Raw genomic sequence first — 18003 nt, forward strand, 5'->3', positions numbered from 1 at the left:
ATTAATGACTTCAACATCTAAATATATTTCTCCATAATTATATAAGAGATATAACCTAAGATAATTGAAATCAAAAGCATATTTTATTGTTTCATAAGCTTGTTTTACTCCAATGAGTGATTTTATATCAAATCTCTCGGAGTTTCATAACATAAGTTGATAGTCAGAAAAATAATTTTTTCATAAATTTATGTAATTCACAATTTATTCAAGTATGAATTATTACTTAGCCGACAATAGTGTATTATTTTAGAAATCATTTTTTATATAACTATTAATTTGTTCAAAAATTTGCGATTTTAATTCATTCTTTCTATCAAAGTTAAATTTTTTATATAATTTATTTTTAATTAAAGAATTCAAATTATTTAAATTAATATCTGATAAATAATAAATATTATCATTATCAATCATTTTTCCGAAGTCAAATAGTTTATTATCCCAAGCAAATCCTATAGTAGGAATGTCAAAAGAATAAGCTATTATTAAAGAATGTAGTCTAAACCCAATAATAAATGAAAATTGGCTTATAATTTTTGTAAGCTCAAAACCATTTACAGGGCGAAGTTCTATTGTTACTCCAAAATCTTTAACCTGAGAATATATCCATTTAAGATACCTATCATCAGAAGGATCTCCATTAGTAAATAATTTAATGGTATAATTCATACTTAATAATTTAATCATGGATATAACTTTATTATTATAATCCTCAGAGCTAATTTTATCGTTACTACATTTTTTATAATAATAATAGTCTAAAATATTAATACCAATTAAATTGTTATCATTTTTGATTTTAACAAGATTATAATATAGGTTTGAAACAATTGCTACATCAGGCACAATTTTAATATTATCTTTTATTAAACAGGATAAATCATCTCTAGTAGTAATTTCTTTAACACATTTTTGCATAAATATCCATCTAAAAATCGAACTTGATTTTTCATCATTAAAACCATAACCGCAAGCGTTAAAAAATACTGGTACATTGTAATATGAACAATTTTTAATTACAACTTCTAAAGATTTTGAAAAATATTGTTGAATGAGTGCTCCACCAGGTATAATAACTTTATTTATATTGTTATATTTTAATAATTTTTTTATATCTTTTTCAACTGTTTTTTTTCTTCTATATTTATAATAATTTTCGCCTAAATTGAATTTAATTTTTTTTAGTATTTTATATGTTTTATATTGAATATAATTTAATCTGACTGCTGAAATATCAAGTGTATGTATAAGTGAACCAGGTGGTAATCTTTGATAAATTAAATGCGTAAAAGTCTTACAAATTACTTCATCTCCTAAATTAGGCGAATTCCATTCACCTGCAATAATGATTTCCATTTTATGTTAATATTAATAGTAAGTTTTTTAAAAAAATTATATATAGATAATTATGAATAAATATTTATATAATAATTTAATTATCTTTATAAAAATATCAATTTTGTATTTTTTTCTGGAATATAGAAAAAATAGTGTTAGATAAATCTTCCGTCAGCATTTTTCTATGAAATTTAGAATTCTTAAGGTTTGGACTTGCAATGAGATTATTTTTCCATTTTTCAAATTCATTCATGAGGAAAGACATTAAATTTTCATGATCATAATAAGTAAAATGTTTACCTGATTCAGTTTCATTTAAAATTTTTTCAACATCAGCATTTTTAGGTCCTAGAGATAAGATACCTTTTCCGGTTGCAAGATATTCGAATAACTTTCCAGGAATTATTCCCTTCGATTGCTCGTTGTTAAAATTGGTAATCAATAATAAATCAGAATTATTCATTTCATTAATAGATTCTGTATGAGATAAATATCCGATATTAACCATCTTATCTTTTATTATGGAATGATTTAATTCATCTAAAATTGAATTGGAAATTTTTCCTACAAATTTTAAACAAAAATGAGATGCAAATTCAGGATTTTGACTGATTAATTCCGATAATACATTCCATAAATTAACAGGGTTTCGTAAAGTTTCCAGCATACCCACATAAGAAAGGGTGAATTTTAATGTTTTTTTATTTAAAATATTGACTTCCGAATCAAAACCATTTGTTATGCAAACTACATTTTTTGCTCCTAATTTTTCAAAATTTTCTTTATCGGTATAACTAGTGGAAATAACAACATCTGCAGTTTGCATTACTTTTTTTTCCAATTCTTTATGTTTTTTGTCCGATTTGTGTGTTAATTTCAATTGAGAATAATAAGATATTTTCGTCCAAGGATCACGAAAATCAGCAATCCATTTTAAATTTTCTTTACAGATTTGTTTTAATCCCAACCCTATTAAATGCATACTATGAGGAGGGCCTGTTGTTATAAGAATATCAATTTTATGTTCTTTAATATAGTCAGTAAGAAATGCAATGGAAGGCTTTATCCAAAATTTACGTGCATCCGGAATAAAAAAATTTCCTCTTATAAAAACAGATAATCTAGATAAAAGTCCTAATTTTTTAGATGTTTCAAATTGGCCGGCTTTAAAATCTTTATTTTTTTTAGTAATTTTTTCTGCTAATTGGTAGGGTTCCCAAATTGGTTTTTTAATAATTTTAACTTTCGGGTTTATTTCCTTAACTAAACTTTGATCCAGAATTGGGTAAGATGGATTTTCAGGAATATAAACGTGAGGTTCATAACCAAATTCAGGTAGATATTTTGTAAACTTTAACCATCTCTGAACACCGGGGCCACCAGCTGGAGGCCAATAATAGGTGATGATTAAAATTTTTTTATTCATACGAAAATTTAAATTGGATTTGAATTATCAGCTAATTTATTTCTTTTTCTGTATTTATATGTTAATAAGATACTACTTATTGCAAGGAAACAAAAACAAGTTGCCCAAGTAATATATTTACCTTTTTGAATTACAGGAGGATTGAAAGAAAAATTCACCGTATGTTTACCGGCAGGTATTTTTACTGCACGCAAAGTATAATCGGCTCGATAGATAGGAACTTCTTTACCATCGATAGTTGCTTTCCAACCATAAGGATAATAAATTTCTGAAAAAACTCCCAATTTTTCATCAGTACTATTTGATTCATAGGTAAGATTATTCGGTAAATATTCTTTTAATGAAATAGAAGAAGTTGTGTCTAAAGAAGCCTTTAAGGTAAGATCTTTTTTAAATTTCTCATTTATAATAGCTTTTCTCTTATTATTAATTTGACCTAGCATTAATAACTCTTCATCAGCGTTTTTGGCAAAAACAATATCGTTTACAAACCATGCATTTCCATTATTATTTGGATTAGGAATTGGTCGTATGATAGAATCGGCAGTTATAATATATTTGGTATTTAACATATCAAGTATAGGTAAGTTTAGACTATCTGATAAATAGAAATCAATAAGATCTTGATATCTTCTTAATTTCGCTCCATGATAACCTCCGATTGATTGATGAAAATAAGAAGTATTGGTTTCATTAAAAGGGCTTAGTAATAAATTAAAAACTCTATAATGAGCTCGATCATTCTGTTTAATAATCTCTAAAGCCTGATTGATAGGAGCAGTCGTAACAATACGAGCCAACGTTGGATCTGATTCCGCCTTTTGTAATTGATTTTCGGTTACTTGAGTAGGAAAAGGATTTTTATAAAATTGTTTATCAACAAAATTATCATTATTCAAATATCTTTTATCAACTCCCCATAAATCAACCAATGATAAAGCAGCAATAGCCAAAACGGCATAGCTGGATTTAAAAGATTTTATTTCTGCTGCCCATAAAAGTATAGAGCATATTAATACTAAGAAGAAGGTTCGTAAAATATCTGATTGAAACAGAACAAAACGATCTTCTCTAATTGCTTCCAATATTTCATATTTTATAGTATTACCTTCTAAAGAAGTATGAAAGCTAAATATATGTATACCGAAAAAATATAATAATAAAAGGATAATTAATATAAAACCTGAACTTATATATAAAATCTTGGTTTTATAAGCTTTAGAGAGGGAGGAATCCATAAAATAAGAATATGTTCCCAATAAAGCCAATAGGGGAATAGTAAATTCGGCAATTACTAAAGCAGAAGAAACTGCGCGGAATTTATTATACAGAGGAAAATATTGAATCATAAAGTCAGTAAAAATTCCGAAGTTTTTTCCCCAGGCTAAAAAGAAACTTAGTATAGTGGCTGAAGCTAACCACCATTTATATCTACCTTGGTAAAAAAATAAAGCTAAGAAGGCAAGAAAAACAACAATAGTTCCTTGATAAGCCGGCCCCACTGTCCCGGGTTGTTCCCCCCAATAAGATCCATTAAAGGCTCGTTGAAATTGAGTATATTCTTCTTGAGATTTTATATTTTGCTGTATTGCAGATTCCAGATGATGAGTTTTAAAACCTTTTTCATTATTACCACCTCCCATGAAATTAGGGATAAAAAGATTGAAAGTTTCTAGAATTCCGTAGCTCCAATGAGTTATATAATCATTATCTAATCCTTGATTAGGTATGCTATTATTTTTACTTATCGTTAATTCAGATTTTCCTCTCGTTGTTTCCTTAGAATATTCATAGGTAGAAAGTAAACGCGTAGAATTCATTCCAACAGACAACGCGCATGCCAGGATAAATAAGCCGGAAGAAATTCCGAAACTTTTAAGTGTTTTTGTTTTTAAAGAATAAAAGAATTCAATCAATCCGAAAAGACCTAAAGCTAAAAATAAATAATAGGACATTTGAGGGTGATTGGCTGCTATCTGTAATGATAAAAAAATAGTTGAAAGAATAAATCCCCAAACATATTTCTTTTGATATAATAAATAAACTCCGGCAATAAAAGGAGCAAAATACGCAATTGTATGGATTTTAGAATTATGTCCGGCTCCTATAATGATAAAAAAATAGGTTGAAAATGAAAACATGAGGCTTCCTAATAAAGCGTATTTCCAATTTTTTAGCCAGACCATTCCTAGTAAGTAAAAGCCTGATAATAATAAAATTAAATAGCTTGCGGGAGTAGGGAAGCTTCTTAGTAAACGATCAATACTTTTTACAACATCTGACGGATAGTTGGCTCCCATCTGATAGGTAGGCATACCTCCAAACATGGAATTACTCCAATAGGTATCTTCTCCATAAGTTTGTCTAAATTGTTCAAGCTCATGAGCTCCTCCTTTATAATGTATAATATCCGGTTGCGAAATATATTTACCGGATAATAATGGAGTGAAATATATAAATGAAAGGATGATAAAAAAAAGTAAACATCCTGCGATTGGCAATAAATAATTATTTTTTTTCATTATCATTAGTATCTATTTCTTCATAATCAACGGTTTCAGCATCCCATTTAATGTCCTTTCTATCCGAATATTCTTTCCTTTGATTATTAGATTGTTTAGATTGGGAGTAATTTTTTTTTGCATGTGGAATACTAAAAAGCTTGTTTAAAAATTTGAAAACAAAAAAGGCAACACATGCAAATAATATAAATTCTATTAATCTTGCCATCTATAAATGTAATAATTTTTTCTAAAAACTAACTAATTAGTTTATATAAGTTTGGTTAACGGATTTTTGTACAACTTTTTCCGTTTCATTGCCTTTAGTAGCAGATTTACTCTCTGTAACACTCATTGTGAAATTTGCGTTTGATATCCAACCTGATTTATTATCAATTATTACTTTTCCACTTTGAGAGCCATTCACTGATAATTTATAAGTTATCCCTTCAATTACCTTAGACTCACTTTTGGGAGGTAAGTTACCATGTAAACGAATTTCCGTGGTATTTTCTCCTACTTTTACTAATTGGTTATATCCTTGATCTTTTAATGAAGGATGATTATTCCATTTTTCTCCGATTTTTAGTCCTTTTGAAGGAAATCGCATAATAGAACCTTCAAACTGAGCTTTGAAAACTTCTGGATTCAAACCTTGTTTAAAAGCATTAATAAAATCGTCTAATTCTTTTCCTTGTAATTCGGATTTTAAAGTATTTTTAGCTTTTTCATAAATAACATCCATTCCTTTAATATTGGAGGCATTTCCGTACATATCCATGTCTAATGTAAAAGAAATGTTACTTATAGCTCTATAAATATTCCACATTTTTGCTTGGTTAGGATCTTCCGGTTTTTTACCGTTGGTATCAAAAATTACTTCCTTACCGTCTGCTTTAGTAATCACTTTTTTACCTTTCATGTTTACTTGCAAAGTATATACACCATTATTTACATCAATAACTGTTAAGCTCATAGGATCCAGAGATTCTTGAGTTACACTTTGGGTCTTGTCTCTAAATGTAACGGTTTGTTTATTTACATCTCTAGTATTAAAAGAATAAGTTTTTCCCTTTTCCAAAATATATCTTAGATGATACAAACTATCCGCATCTCGATAAATTCCTGTTATAATTTCGGGTTTACTGAGTTCTTCTTTAGATAAAAGATTTTTAGATGAAGATTCTTCCTTAAGCGTGTTGCCAGTAGTTGTTTTATCATTTTTTTCAGGAATTGATGAATCAAATAATTGTTTAGATCTTTCTTCATTTTTGCATGAGAGCATACTATTACATATAAAAATAAATAGTAATAAATAAGAGGCTGCTGACAATTTTTTCATTAGGTCAAAATTTTCTGCAATTTACTAAAGATAATTAGTAATTGAATTATAAAGCGGGAAAAAACCAAAAATATTTAACGATGTTTTAAAATTATTTTTTTTATAACTAAAATTAATTGTAAAAGGATAATTTACATTAGTTATAATTTAATTTTTTGGTGAAAAAGTTCTAATGAATTCTGACATAAAGAAAATAGTTAAGATTAATTTTAAAGACTATAAAAATACTTTGAAATTAATATGTATATTCTAAGTATATGAATTTAGTTAAGTTATAAAAAATAACTTCTTTCTAAATTCACAAATTGTTTACTTAAATCTTAATATGAATAGTGAGTAGAGATAAACATTAAAATTTCCTTAAAAAACAAACTAGGCTTATTTAGTAAAATTGATAGGCTTTTGTAAATTTTTATAACTACTTAAATCAGCTTTTAAAGATCCTACAGCTAACTCTGCTTTTATTTGGATCGGAACATGATTAGAGTCGTCAGTTACCCACATAGTAACACTTTCTTTTTCTTTAAAAACCCTGCCTGCAAGAACATATGGTCTGATTTTTAAACATTTAACCTTGCCGAAGTTAGAATTTATAACTTCTCTTTCTAAAATTTTAAGTTTAAAGTTTAATGTTTCACCATCCATAAAAATATTAAGATTAATATAATCACCGGTATTATAATTGTCGGTATTCATGTTTCTTAAATAATAAAAAGCTGACAGCATATCATGCATTTCACCGGAATAAGAATAGTTTTTTGTCGTATTGGATTTATTGTTAGTATAGGATATTTTTTTTTGAGTATGATCAATAAACATTGTTTGATCTCTTACATATGAACCTTCCTTAATTTTACGTATAAATTTTGACGAAAGCATGGTCGACTTATCAATATAAGTTTCATAGACGTCTTCTACTTTAAAAAATAATTTTACCGCTCCTGTAGAATATCCTTTTCCTACAACATGATAATGCGGAGTATTTTCATAAGTAACTATATTCGTGGTAAATGTTGCATATCCCGCATTTAAAAATCCGTAATGAACCCTGTACTTTAATAACTCTCCTTCCTTAAATTGGCTAGGAGAGGGGGCTGAATAATCTGCAGATATAAAATATGATAAGAACAAGAAACTGGCTATTATTGTAAATAATTTTTTCATTCCATATTAGGTTATCTGTTATAGCTTATAACATCAGATTAAAAAAAATAATTAACATAAATTAAGATTAAATTATCATAATCCTATCAAAATTATTACCAAGAAATAAATAAGAAAAAGAGCTAATCGAAATTTTTATTCGCTTATGCTAATTACCTCCTCTATTTCAGGTACATGTTTTTTTATAGTAGATTCAATTCCTAGTTTTAGTGTACTTTGATTAATGGAACAATCGGAGCAAGCCCCCGTAAAGCTTACAAATACTTTATTGCCTTTTATCTCAATTAATTTCACATCACCGCCGTCGGACAATAAAAAAGGACGAATTTCTTCCAATGCTTTATTTATTCTATCTGTTAATGTATCCATAAATGCTTTTGAATAAAAAATATTAATTGTTTGAACATCCTGCCATAGTGGTAATTCTTACCGCTTCTGATGGAGGTAAGTTTTCATTTCTCTTAACGAGGCTGCTAATCATATTTTTAGCTAAGCTCATATATATTCCTGATACTAGCTCATCTTCTTGAAGAACCGCAGGTCTTCCGTAATCAGAAGCTTCTCTGATAGATTGAACAATCGGAATTTCTCCTAAAAAAGGAAGTTCCATAGATTCGGCTAATTTTTTAGCACCTTTTTTTCCAAAAATATAGTATTTATTATCAGGCAACTCTTTGGGAGTAAAATAGGCCATATTTTCAATCAATCCAAGAACCGGAACGTTTATTTCCGGCATTTGGAACATGGCAACACCTTTTTTAACGTCAGATAAAGCAATATGTTGCGGTGTACTAACAATAATAGTTCCTGTAACTGGTACCTCTTGTACGATAGATAAATGGATATCTCCGGTTCCCGGAGGAAGGTCAATAAGAAGAAAATCCAATTCTCCCCAATTAGCATCATGAAGTAGTTGATGTATGGCTTTAGATGCCATAGCACCACGCCAAATTACTGCTTGATTGGCTCCTGCAAAGAATCCTAAGGAAAGCAATTTTACTCCATAGCTCTCTAACGGAATCATTTTGTTATTGTTTGATAAAGGTTTCTCATTAGTAACATCAAACATAGTTGGGACAGACGGACCATATATATCCGCATCAAGTAAGCCGACTTTAAATCCCATCTTTACTAAAGCAACAGCTAAATTGGATGCTACGGTAGATTTTCCTACTCCTCCTTTCCCTGATGCCACAGCTATAATATTTTTAACACCAGGTATAGCATTTCCTCTGGAATCCTTTTTTTCAGATACTTCTACGGAAATATTCAATTTTAGTTGTAAACTCTTTCCGAACTTTTGTTCAAAAGCGGAATGCATTGCTGCTTCCATTCTTTTCTTTTCATGTAAGGCAGGCGAATGGGAAAGCATATCGATAATCACGGTATCACCCATTATCTGTACATTCCTTACTAAGTCATCAACTTCAATTTCTTTTAAAAAATTTTTAATTTCTTCTTTCCTTTCCATCTTTCGTATGTTTTCTGTAAAATAAAAAAATTTAAATTCCTTTTATTATCTGTACAAATGTATTAATCTTTACGAATTTATGAATACTTTTTTATAAAAGAAATTCAATAATCATATAGATTAAATGAATTAAGATCTATTATTTTTTTAATTAATATGATTACTATTTTAAATTATTAGTAAACTTTTTACTTTTTGGAAAAATTTTAATTTTAAAATTTAAATACAATTTCATTAAAAATCTCAATAACTTGAAAAAATGTATATTTACTCAAATTTAGCCATTAAAAATGGAATTGAGAAGCGTACAGGTTACTAGATATATAACTCCCTTAAGAGAAGGAGGATCTTTACCGGCTCTAGCGGAAGCAGATGACGGATTCAATTATGTTGTTAAGTTTAAAGGGGCAGGACACGGAACAAAAGCCTTAATTGCTGAATTGATCGGGGGAGAAATTGCGCGAATGTTGGAGTTACCTATTCCAGAATTGGTTTTTATCAATTTAGATGAGGCTTTTGGGCGTACGGAAGCTGACGAGGAAATACAAGATTTACTTAAGGCTAGCAGAGGTATTAACATAGGAATGCATTTTTTATCTGAATCTCTGTCTTACGATCCGATAATAACTCCTGTTGATCCGTATTTAGCTTCTCAAATTGTTTGGTTAGATGCTTTTTTAACGAATATTGACCGGACAGCAAAAAATACAAATATGCTTATTTGGCATAAGGAATTGTGGCTTATAGATATGGGAGCTTCTCTATATTTTCATCATTCATGGATTAATTGGGAAAAGTTATCAATGACTCCGTTTAAAGAAATAAAAAACCATGTTTTATTGCCTTTTGCTTCAAAGTTAGATGAGGTTGATGAGAAATTTAGAGAATTACTTACATTGGAAAAAATACGTGAAATTGTAAATCTTATACCCGATAACTGGTTAGAATGGAGAACCCCTGATGAAAGCCCTCAAGATATCAGAAAAATTTATATAAAATTTTTAAGCTATCGATTAAATAATTCTCAACTATTTATAAAAGAAGCAAATAATGCAAGAAAAACAGGTATATGAATATTCAGTAATACGATTGTTGCCGAAAATTGAAAGAGAAGAATTTATGAATGTGGGAATTATTTTATTTTCAAAGGAGGCTAAATATATTAAAGTAGATTATAGTATTGATAGAGGAAAACTAAAAAGCTTTACTAAGCTTGAGAATTTTGATTTCGATTCAATTATAAACGTTTTGGACGCTTTCAAAAAAATTACTGAAGGAAAGCCTTCCGGAGGAATTATTGCATCCATGAATATTGCCGAAAGATTTCGATGGTTAACTTCTGAACGAAGTACTATGATTCAAACTTCCAGACCTCATCCCGGATTTTCTTCAAACCTTGATCTTACTTTTGCTAAATTATTTGGTGAATTGGTTTTATAACGAAATAAATAATGAAATTTACTTACTACTTACATCTTAGTATTTAATTGATTTATATTCTATTATATATTTAATGTAATAATTTTCTTGCTATTTTATGCTTTTTTCAATAAATTAATTATAACTTTAACTTAATTTAAATAAAATAAGGTCTAAGTTAATAAGTTTACTTATTGATTATTGATTAATTTTTTTAATTTCTTAATTAGCTAAAAAATCAGTTAGTTTAAAAATCTTTATTTAAATAAATTTTATCTTTATATAATATGAAACGAATCATTCTATTTATAATTTTTTTGTTTTTTCAAATGGCTATAGCACAGGATTTTAATTATGAAAAACGCTGGAAAGAAATAGAGACTGAAATGGATAATGGAGAATATAAATCATTGCTTCCAAAGATTAAACAAATTTATAATCAAGCTAAAAAAGAAAATAACACATCAGAAATTATTAATTCAATAATCTATCAATATCGTATTATTTCTATCACACAGGAAGATAATGAATATGATCCATATAAGCTTATTATACAAATTCTTGAAAATGAAATGAATTCCTTTAATGGAATTACTTTATCCATTTCAAAATCTTTATTAGCTAAAGTGTATTTCGATTATTCATTTTATACAAAGAGAAATAGAAGAAATATTAGCAATACGGAAATTTTACCCGACGATGTTAGCGTTTGGACTACAGAACAATTACTCCAAAAGAGTTTCAAATTGTATAAAGAGTCCATTGTAAGTGATGATATTCTAAAAAATGCAAAATCTTCAGAATGGAAGAAGATATTAAGTACAGAGGAAGATATAAATTTATATCCTACTTTGTATGACATTTTAGTGTTAAGGTACATAAAAGCTTTAGAAAATATTAATTCTCAAAGCGAATTTAAATCATTTCATGTATTAGAGAATACTAATGATAAAGAAGAGGTAGAGGATAATAATAAAGATGAAATTAATGATCAATTAAATAAATTATTAAACTTTCATGTAAATGATACTGATAAATCTGCTTTTTTAGCAATAAAATTAAAACAAATAGAGGTTCAAGGAAAATATTCAGATTCAAATGAAGATAAAGTAAACGCACTCGTCGACTTAGCCAATACTTATCCTACTGTAAATTTTACAGCTTATATTTACTATACAGCAGCAAATCAAATTGAGGATATAGATAAAGAAAAAGCTTTTAAAATTTGTAAAAACGTAAAATATAGTGAATTAAATCCATGGTCTATAAATTGTAAAAATTTTATAGAAAAAATTCAAAAAATATCTATAGAAGCTTCTTTAGATGAAATAATTCTCCCTCATGAAAATATACCTTTGTTGATAGAAACTACTAATTGTAATAAAATTTATTATCAAATTTACCAGGCAAGTTTAAAAAATTATTCAAAATTGTCATCAGATAATGCATATTTTTTTAATCAAATCTACTCCAAATTAAATAAAAAACTAGTAAAAGAAGGAATCATTGAATTGAAAGATTTTTCTGATTTTAACTCTCATTCAACGATTAGTAAACTTGATGGATTATCTGAAGGAAACTATATTTTTGAATTCTCAAATCTACCCAAAAAAGTATCTGAAAAAGAAAGAGAGTCAGAAATAAAAGGATCCTTATATTTTACGGTTAATGATTGGAGCATAATTAGTTTGGGTGATAATATCGATAGTAAATTTCAATTATTAAGTCGCAAAACAGGTAAAATTATATCTAATCAATCAATTAATTTATTTAAAGAATATACTAATAAGAAAGGATTCAGGCATTTGTCTAAACCTGTAACTACTAAAACTGATATTCATGGGATGTTTGATTTATCTGATATTTCTACAGAGACTGAAGAATCAGAAGATATTTATGTGTACATTCCCTCTTCAGGTTCTTACATAAGACTCCCAAATTTATATTTGGATTACCGAGATTATAATGAGAACATTACAAAGAATGTGAGTGCTATGTTTACAGATCGTACCATTTACCGACCGGGACAAAAGGTTTTCTTTAAAGCTATATTATATAATAAAATAAAGGATAAGTCTTTTATAATAAAAAATCAGAAAGTTACTTTATCCCTATATAATCGATATGATAAGAAAATTTCGAAAATTGATTTAGTTTCCAATGATTATGGAAGTGTTTTTGGTGAATTTATACTTCCTCAAGATGGGATAACAGGAAGATATTATTTAACATCTGATTTTGGTAATTATATTCATTATATTTCTGTTGAAGAATACAAGAGACCGAAATTTGAAATCACCTTTGATGATCTTAATGGAAAATATGTTTTAGATGAAAAGGTAATAGCAAAAGGGAAAGCAATGTCCTATAATGGAATTCCTATTTCCGATGCAAAACTACAATACAGAATAGTAAGAAATGATATTTTATGCATGTGCTACAATTACTATGAAACAGATCCGTATATAAATCAGTCCGGAATAATTGAAAATGGAGAAGTTGTTACAGATAGAAACGGTGCGTTTTCTATCTCTTTCCTAGCTAAATCTAAAGATGTTAAAAAAGAAAATAAATACAGATATTATTCTTATACACTCATAGTAGATATTACGGATAGTAATGGGGAAACTCACAGTAATCAAATTAGTGTTAGGGTTGGAGATGTACCTATAATGCTCTCCTTGGATGTTCCTAATGAGAGTACTCAAAAAGATTTTACACAAATCATCATAAAATCTACTAATTTAAATAATGTTAAAGAACCCTCTCAAGGTTTAGTGAAGATATTTAAGTTAACTAATCCTACACGAATTATACTTCCAAATAAAATAGATTTTGTTCCCGATTATCAGCAATACGATCGAGAAACTTTTGAACATTATTTTCCTTATTTATCTTATTCCAAAGAAGAGCAGAATTCTGACTCATGGGAAAAAGAAATAGTATACACATACGATTATAATACACTAAAGTCCGATATAATTAATCTTAATTCAAAACTTTCTAAAGGTATTTACTTAGTGGAAGCGGAGACTTTATATGGGAAAGATACGATCAGAGATCAAAAAATTATTAAAATTAGAGAAGATAAAACCTTGAAATATCCTGATCTTCGATTTTTTAGTGTTAACACTTCTCAGACCTCTTATAATGTAGGAGAAAAAATAGAAATTAACTTTTATTCAGATTTAAAAAATCCTACAGCTATATTACATCTGGAAAGTGCAGAAAAATGGATTTTACACAAAGAAATACCTTTAATTAACGGTAAGGGAACCTATGTTTTGAATGCACAAAAAGAGTTTATTACTGATGGACTTTATGTAACATCCTATTTAGTTAATGAAAATGATTATCAAATAAAAAATTTTGAAATAAAGGTACATGATGCCCCTAAAGATTTACAAATTTCAACGAAAGTTTTTAGAGATAAATTAACTCCCGGAAAAAAAGAAACATGGGAATTGACTATTAGCGGCAAAGGAAAAGAAAAAATAACAGCAGAAGTTTTGGCTACCTTATATGATGAGTCATTAGACCAATTTTCTTCCAATTCTTATTTATTTTCACCTTGGAAATATTATACATCTGGGTCAATCAATAATTTTACTACTGCCTTAGGCTATGATAGTAATACGGGAAGCTCATCGGAAAAAATTCCTGATTTTAAGTATAAAATACCTGGATTTGTAAATATAAAAGATATTGATATAATTTCGTTTAATAATTACGATAGAGTAAGCGCAGAAGATCATATCATGTATACATCATATATACCACCCATTAATTTTGAAAGTTCATCATCATATGAAGAGGATTTCGAGGATCAACCAACTTTTAATGAAAATGAGGCAATCATATCTAATACATATAAATCTAAAGATCTTTCTAACGTAAAATTTCGTTCAAATTTTGAAGAAACAGCATTCTTTTTTCCAAATTTGTACACTAACAAAGAGGGAGATGTTAAATTTACCTTTATTGCTCCTGAAGCTTTAACTAAATGGAAACTTCTTATTTTGGCACATACCCAAGATTTGTATTCAGGAACTAAAGAATTTTATACGCAAACCCAAAAAGAATTAATGATTGTACCTAATGTACCTAGATTCCTAAGAGAAGGAGATGAAATTATTATAAGTGCGAAAATTAATTCCTTACTGAATAAGGCAATTGAGGGTAAAGCTCAGCTATTTCTTTTTGATGCATTAACTCAGGAACCTGTTGATGTAAATTTTGATAATATCTCGTCGGTAAAATCATTTAAGACGGAATTGCAAAAAAATACAGAAGTAAATTGGAGAATAAAAGTGCCACAAAATATAGAAGCTGTAACGTATCGTATTGTTGCGAAAACCGGAAATTTTACAGATGGAGAAGAAAATATTATTCCTATTCTAAAAAAGAGAATTTTAGTAACAGAAACCTTACCTATTCATGTAAAAGAAAATCAAACTAAAGAGTTTCGTTTAGATAAGCTTATTAATACTACTTCAATTACTCGTAAGAATAATAATTTAAGTCTTGAGGTTGCTACTAATCCTTTATGGCTAGCATTATTTTCTATCCCGTACTTGAGAGAATATCCTTATGAAAATTCCGAGCAAATTTTTAGTAGATTATTTGGAAATGTTCTAGCGTCATTTATTATTAATTCTTCACCCAAAATTAAAGCGGTGTTAAATGATTGGAATGTAAAAGGAATAAACCAATCGAGTTTAGAGGCCAATCAAGAATTAAAAAATATATTGTTGGAAGAAACTCCTTGGATAAAAAATGCGGAGAGTGAAACTGAACAAAAAAAGAGGATATCTTTATTCTTTAATTTAAATAAAATGTCTCAGGAAAAGGCACAAATTCAAGATAAGTTGATTAGTTTGCAAAATATTGATGGGGGCTTTCCTTGGTTTAAAGGTGGATATTCGAGTGTCTATATTACTGAAGTTATTATTTCCGGTTTAGGACAATTGAGAAATATAGTTAATGATGATATACTCTATACACTTAATGAAGTCATCCAAAAGGCTATAAGTTATTCTGATCGAGAAGCAATAAGATATGTTAGGCAACAAAAAGAAAATAAACATATAATAGAGGCTAATGATTTTATTCATTATTATTATGCTAGAAGTTTTTGGAAAGATCTATATCCCTTGCCATCAGAGATGCAAAAATACTGTAAGCAGATTAATGAAAATATTTCCAGTTATTTAAAAAACTCCGATTTTCAAAGCAAAGCAATGGTTGCGACAATTTTGTATCGATACGGTTATCGACCCTCTGCTTTAAAAATCATTAAAAATTTAAAAGAGACTTCCGTGGAATCTGAATCTAAAGGAATGTATTGGAAAGATAATTTAGCCGGATGGAATAGATACCAAACGCCGATAGAATCACAAACCAAAATTATCGAGGCATTTGCAGAAATTGCCCCTGATGATATACAATCTGTAGAAGAAATGAAAGTATGGTTATTGAGCAACAGACAAACTAATGCGTGGAACTCTACAAAAGCAACCACTCATGCAATCTATGCATTATTAAATTTTGGTAAAGATTGGCAGAATGGGGAAAAGAATATCAAAATTTTTATAGGCGAGAAACAAGTATCTCCTTCTTTGGATTCTTCGTCCAATCCTTCATCCATTCAAACAACCGGATATTTTAAAAAATCTTGGAATTCAGAGCAAATACAACCTAATATGGGAATAATAAAGATTGAGAAAACTTCTCCGGGAATACTTTGGGGAGGACTGTATTGGCAATATTTTGAAAATTTGGATAAAATATCAGACTCCCATACTGAAATTAAAATTCAAAAAAAATTATTTATACAAAATTATTCCGAAAAAGGTATGGTTTTGAAGGAAGTTTCTGATAAGAACGCGATTAAAATCGGGGATAAAATAACCATCAGACTTATAATTAAATCAGAACGAGATATGGATTTTATTCATATTAAAGATATGAGAGCATCCGGATTTGAACCGATTAATATTTTTTCTTCCTATAAATATCAAAATGGACAAAGTTATTACGAAAGTACAAGAGATGCGGCCACTAATTTTTTCTTTGAGCATATGGATAAAGGAACTTATGTATTCGAATACGAGGTAAGAGCTAATAATAAAGGAGACTTTTCAAATGGTATTACTTTGGTACAATCCATGTACGCTCCGGAAATGTCGACCCATAGTAAAAATATACCTATATCAATAAAATAAATAAGAAAATTTTTAAGAAATTAAAATTGTCTTTCTTAAATAATTACGGAGAACACCATGAGTAATATTATTTACCGTTCTGACATCAAGCCAGAACTCGAGCAAGCTATTGCACTTTATCGCCACTGTTCACTAGGTGAACGAAGACCAATTACCGACTCAACACGATTTAAAGCTATGTTAGATAATGCTAACTTAGTTATTACCGCGTGGCATAATGATAAATTAATTGGTATTGCGCGTTGTTTAACGGATTTTGTATATATAACTTATTTGGCGGATCTCGCTGTGGATGAGGCTTATCAAAAACAAGGTATTGGTAAACAATTAATTAAAGAAGTAAAAAATAATACTCATGAATGTTGTTCGATAACCTTACTGGCTGCACCAAGTGCAGTTGATTATTATGGACATATCGGATTTAATGCCCATCCTTCCGCTTGGATTTTAAGAGATAAATCAATATGAGAGTTATTTTAGCGTCAACATCAATATAACGTAAAAAAAGTACTTGAAAAATTTGCTATTTCTTTTAAATGTGTTCCGCCTTTTTGTGACGAAATATCATTTGCTGCTGAGACTGCTGAACAATTAATTATACGTTTAGCAAATCTGAAAGTGCAATCATCAGTCGTACGTAGCCAGATAGTTTAATTATTGGCTTAGATCAAGTAGGGGTTCTAGATTATTGTTTAGTTGTACATTTTTAATTTTTATATTTATAAGTTTATATCTGATTATATGAAAAAGTATTTCGGTTTAGTCCTTATTTTTCAATTTTTGTTTATTTTTTCACAAAAGAGTCCTTTGCTTAATTTTGATTTTAAAGAAGGAGATTTAATTTTCCAAGAATCTTTTTCAAAGAATATGGATAGTGCGATTAAGCAAGTTACCACCGGTATAGATTCCTATAATTTTACGCATGTAGGTATAGTATATAAAGACTCTTTATCTAATGGTTTATATGTAATTGAAGCAACTCATCCAAGGGTACAAATTACTCCTTTAGAAGACTATTTATTTCCTAAAAAAAATGAAAATAATCCTCCTGTTTCCGTAGTAGGAAGATTAAAAGATACCTATCAGAAGCTCATACCTCAAGCACTTATGGAAGCATT

General features: G+C 28.5%; 14 protein-coding genes. 5 read left to right on the forward strand and 9 right to left on the reverse strand.

What is annotated here, in order from left to right; all coding sequences use genetic code 11:
* The 9 genes from M3Z80_RS09810 to M3Z80_RS05315 all read right to left on the reverse strand — a co-directional run.
* Positions 1 to 126: glycosyltransferase (locus M3Z80_RS09810; RefSeq protein ID WP_366519857.1), on the reverse strand; the 126-nt coding region annotated here is incomplete at its 3' end.
* 123 nt (positions 127 to 249) lie between these two features.
* Positions 250 to 1356 carry a polysaccharide pyruvyl transferase family protein gene (locus M3Z80_RS05280; protein WP_293918247.1) on the reverse strand — a complete coding sequence of 369 codons (1107 nt, stop codon included), beginning with the start codon at positions 1354 to 1356 and terminating at the stop codon, positions 250 to 252.
* Positions 1357 to 1453: 97 nt separating this feature from the next.
* Positions 1454 to 2764 carry a glycosyltransferase family protein gene (locus tag M3Z80_RS05285; protein ID WP_293918249.1) on the reverse strand — a complete coding sequence of 437 codons (1311 nt, stop codon included), beginning with the start codon at positions 2762 to 2764 and terminating at the stop codon, positions 1454 to 1456.
* Between the two features lie 8 nt (positions 2765 to 2772).
* Complete coding sequence (locus tag M3Z80_RS05290) at positions 2773 to 5286, reverse strand: YfhO family protein (protein ID WP_293918251.1); 2514 nt, start codon at positions 5284 to 5286, stop codon at positions 2773 to 2775.
* Entirely contained in the window at positions 5273 to 5494 is a 222-nt protein-coding gene (locus M3Z80_RS05295) for a hypothetical protein (protein WP_293918253.1), read from the reverse strand. Before M3Z80_RS05295 ends, M3Z80_RS05290 begins: the two co-directional genes overlap by 14 nt.
* Before the next feature lie 36 nt (positions 5495 to 5530).
* Positions 5531 to 6607 (reverse strand): DUF6263 family protein, encoded by a 1077-nt coding sequence (locus tag M3Z80_RS05300; RefSeq protein ID WP_293918255.1) that lies wholly within the window; start codon positions 6605 to 6607, stop codon positions 5531 to 5533.
* 378 nt (positions 6608 to 6985) lie between these two features.
* A complete protein-coding gene (locus M3Z80_RS05305) occupies positions 6986 to 7771 on the reverse strand; it encodes a DUF3108 domain-containing protein (protein WP_293918257.1) in 786 nt (261 codons plus the stop codon).
* Positions 7772 to 7906: 135 nt separating this feature from the next.
* A complete protein-coding gene (locus M3Z80_RS05310; RefSeq protein ID WP_293918259.1) occupies positions 7907 to 8140 on the reverse strand; it encodes a NifU family protein in 234 nt (77 codons plus the stop codon).
* Between the two features lie 22 nt (positions 8141 to 8162).
* Positions 8163 to 9242, reverse strand: a complete 1080-nt coding sequence (locus M3Z80_RS05315) for an Mrp/NBP35 family ATP-binding protein (protein ID WP_293918260.1) — start codon at positions 9240 to 9242, stop codon at positions 8163 to 8165.
* Positions 9243 to 9532: 290 nt separating this feature from the next.
* Between M3Z80_RS05315 and M3Z80_RS05320 the strand changes: the two genes are divergently transcribed.
* The 5 genes from M3Z80_RS05320 to M3Z80_RS05340 form a co-directional block, all read left to right on the forward strand.
* Complete coding sequence (locus M3Z80_RS05320) at positions 9533 to 10315, forward strand: HipA family kinase (protein WP_293918262.1); 783 nt, start codon at positions 9533 to 9535, stop codon at positions 10313 to 10315.
* Positions 10293 to 10682, forward strand: coding sequence for a DUF3037 domain-containing protein (locus M3Z80_RS05325; protein WP_293918264.1), 390 nt, complete (start codon positions 10293 to 10295; stop codon positions 10680 to 10682). The genes M3Z80_RS05320 and M3Z80_RS05325 overlap by 23 nt, the downstream gene beginning before the upstream one ends.
* 308 nt (positions 10683 to 10990) lie before the next feature.
* On the forward strand, positions 10991 to 16885 hold the full coding sequence (locus M3Z80_RS05330) for an alpha-2-macroglobulin family protein (RefSeq protein WP_293918266.1): 5895 nt from the start codon (positions 10991 to 10993) through the stop codon (positions 16883 to 16885).
* 57 nt (positions 16886 to 16942) lie between these two features.
* A complete protein-coding gene (locus M3Z80_RS05335) occupies positions 16943 to 17353 on the forward strand; it encodes a GNAT family N-acetyltransferase (protein WP_293918268.1) in 411 nt (136 codons plus the stop codon).
* Between the two features lie 273 nt (positions 17354 to 17626).
* Positions 17627 to 18003 (forward strand): YiiX/YebB-like N1pC/P60 family cysteine hydrolase (locus M3Z80_RS05340; RefSeq protein WP_293918269.1); only part of this gene is annotated, 377 nt, incomplete at its 3' end.

This window comes from Apibacter sp. (genome assembly GCF_025291155.1).
In the GTDB taxonomy this organism is placed as follows: Bacteria; Bacteroidota; Bacteroidia; order Flavobacteriales; family Weeksellaceae; genus Apibacter.

What these genes read in the sequence shown, in the direction of transcription:
- M3Z80_RS05280 (WP_293918247.1), bottom strand. Translation starts at nt 1,356, where the DNA reads ATGGAAATCATTATTGCAGGTGAATGGAATTCGCCTAATTTAGGAGAT.
- M3Z80_RS05285 (WP_293918249.1), bottom strand. Translation starts at nt 2,764, where the DNA reads ATGAATAAAAAAATTTTAATCATCACCTATTATTGGCCTCCAGCTGGT.
- M3Z80_RS05335 (WP_293918268.1), top strand. Translation starts at nt 16,943, where the DNA reads ATGAGTAATATTATTTACCGTTCTGACATCAAGCCAGAACTCGAGCAA.
- M3Z80_RS05330 (WP_293918266.1), top strand. Translation starts at nt 10,991, where the DNA reads ATGGCTATAGCACAGGATTTTAATTATGAAAAACGCTGGAAAGAAATA.
- M3Z80_RS05310 (WP_293918259.1), bottom strand. Translation starts at nt 8,140, where the DNA reads ATGGATACATTAACAGATAGAATAAATAAAGCATTGGAAGAAATTCGT.
- M3Z80_RS05325 (WP_293918264.1), top strand. Translation starts at nt 10,293, where the DNA reads ATGCAAGAAAAACAGGTATATGAATATTCAGTAATACGATTGTTGCCG.
- M3Z80_RS05300 (WP_293918255.1), bottom strand. Translation starts at nt 6,607, where the DNA reads ATGAAAAAATTGTCAGCAGCCTCTTATTTATTACTATTTATTTTTATA.
- M3Z80_RS05290 (WP_293918251.1), bottom strand. Translation starts at nt 5,286, where the DNA reads ATGAAAAAAAATAATTATTTATTGCCAATCGCAGGATGTTTACTTTTT.
- M3Z80_RS05315 (WP_293918260.1), bottom strand. Translation starts at nt 9,242, where the DNA reads ATGGAAAGGAAAGAAGAAATTAAAAATTTTTTAAAAGAAATTGAAGTT.
- M3Z80_RS05295 (WP_293918253.1), bottom strand. Translation starts at nt 5,494, where the DNA reads ATGGCAAGATTAATAGAATTTATATTATTTGCATGTGTTGCCTTTTTT.
- M3Z80_RS05305 (WP_293918257.1), bottom strand. Translation starts at nt 7,771, where the DNA reads ATGAAAAAATTATTTACAATAATAGCCAGTTTCTTGTTCTTATCATAT.
- M3Z80_RS05320 (WP_293918262.1), top strand. Translation starts at nt 9,533, where the DNA reads ATGGAATTGAGAAGCGTACAGGTTACTAGATATATAACTCCCTTAAGA.